Genomic DNA, 2,047 nt, shown 5'->3' on the forward strand with positions numbered 1-2,047 from the left:
CTTTGACCACTTTTTCTCGAAGTTCGATCGGTAATGGTTTCATTACTGCTATTAATCTACTATTTTTCAGTGTACTCTATTTACCTGCAATGTGCTGTAAATGTTGAGAATTTATTAAGTTGAGGGCAACTGCAATTATTGTATCAATCATCAAGGTGGTAATTGGAGCGAACCTACGTAGGGCTTGCTGAATAATCACCTAAAAGGTTACAGGGCCTGTGGAGGACGATCGCGCCGGAGAGTGGCAAATGCAAGGAAAATAGGTAAAATAGCACAAAACCCTTGCACTACCGTTGACACTCGTGTACCGAAAAGTTGACTCAGATGGCACGCCACCAGAAAGCTTTGAATTCCCCCACAGAGGAAAATTAGCGTCGGATAACCGTTGGGTGATGATGGCCCAACTGATACCGTGGTCTGAATTTGAATCAGAATATGCTCAAAATTTTGCCTCATCTCTGGGAACACCAGCTAAATCGTTTCGGATGGCATTGGGGGCATTAATCATCAAAGAGAAATTGGGTACGAGCGATCGTGAAACCGTAGAACAAATTAGAGAGAACCCATACCTACAATACTTTATTGGTCTATCATACTACAGCAATGAAATCCCATTTTACGCATCCCTATTGGTTCATTTTCGACAAAGAATAAGTGTCAATCTTGTTAATAAAGGGAACCAAAAAATGGTGACAAAAATTCGAGAATTTACTAGCCCCAAATCTGAATCAAATAAAAAACAACCAGAAGAACCAAGTGAGAAGCGACGAGAGGGAAAATTACTATTAGATGCCACTTGTGCCAGCGCGGATATTACCTATCCCACATACATAAGCATTCTTGATCGAGCAAGAATGCAAATAGAAAAGATTGTAGATATCCTCTACAATGCGAGCGGAGACCTCTGCCAGAAAAAACCCAGAACCTACCGCAAAAATGCCCGAAAAGACTACCTAAAAATTGCCAAACAGAGGCGGGCATCACATAGCAAAAAAATAACAGCTCTTAAAAAACAACTGCAATACATCAAAAGAAACCTCTGCCATATTCAGAGATTAGTCGAGTTAGGTGCATCCTTAGAAAAATTGAGTAAACAGCAATATAAGCTCCTGCTAGTCTGTCAAGAAGTTTACCGCCAGCAAGCGTGGATGTACGAATACAAGACAAACAAGATAGATGATAGAATTGTCAGTTTAACACAACCTCATCTCCGCCCCCTAGCTAGAGGTAAAGCAGGAAAACATACAGAATTTGGAGCTAAACTGTCAGCTAGCAGCTTTGAAGGCTATGTATTTTTAGATCGAATTAGCTGGGACAACTTCAATGAATCAGGAGACTTAATCACCCAAGTAGAAGCTTTTAAAGAATTCACAGGCCATTATCCAGAATCAATTCATGCTGACCAGATTTATCGCACCCGCTCTAATCGAGCATGGTGTAAAGAAAGAGGAATTAGGATGAGCGGTCCGGCTTTGGGAAGACCGCCAGCTTATGTTAGTAAAGAAAAAAAGAAGCAAGCCGCACAGGATGAGAAAGACCGTCAGGCTATAGAAGGAAAATTTGGACAAGCCAAACGCAGATTTAATCTCGATCGAGTGATGGCAAAACTTGACAATACCTCGAAAACAGCGAGCGCAATTACTTTTTTGGTGATGAATATTGTCGCAGGATTGAAAAGATTATTGTGGCTTTTTTTGTGTCAATTTTCATCAGTAACAACTTGTTTCCGGTCAATGATTATCAAAAGTTATGTGTGCGGTAGCCAACTCAAACAATAACTTAAGTTGTCGGCTTGCTTGAATGAGCGATTGAACTTTTTTTGAGTTTTCTGGACTTATTCAGCAAGCCCTACGTAAAAAAGATTTAAGCTGTGACCACCACAGTTCAATGGGGTTAAAATTTGGGGAGTATGGGGATAAACAGATAACACTCGCACCTACAGCTTCAATCATTGGCATAATTGTATCGGCTCAATAAATAGAGGGAGCAGTTATTCTAGTTGCCAAGACAAGCCCAAGGGATGAAGAGAAGATTTTTCGCGAATAAT

The 2,047-nt window shown here is 40.5% G+C and carries 1 protein-coding gene and 1 pseudogene; one reads left to right on the top strand and one right to left on the bottom strand.

What is annotated here, in order from left to right:
• The first annotated feature begins 302 nt into the window (after positions 1-302).
• Positions 303-1,778, top strand: a complete 1,476-nt coding sequence (locus tag E5S67_RS31765; protein ID WP_172193433.1) for an IS5 family transposase — start codon at positions 303-305, stop codon at positions 1,776-1,778.
• A gap of 66 nt (positions 1,779-1,844) precedes the next feature.
• Here the strand turns inward: E5S67_RS31765 and E5S67_RS31770 are convergent.
• A pseudogene (locus E5S67_RS31770) lies at positions 1,845-1,952 on the bottom strand (transposase); the annotation flags it as partial.
• Between the last annotated feature and the right edge of the window lie 95 nt (positions 1,953-2,047).

The organism is Microcoleus asticus IPMA8, assembly GCF_013179805.1.
Classification (GTDB): domain Bacteria; phylum Cyanobacteriota; class Cyanobacteriia; order Cyanobacteriales; family Microcoleaceae; genus Microcoleus; species Microcoleus asticus.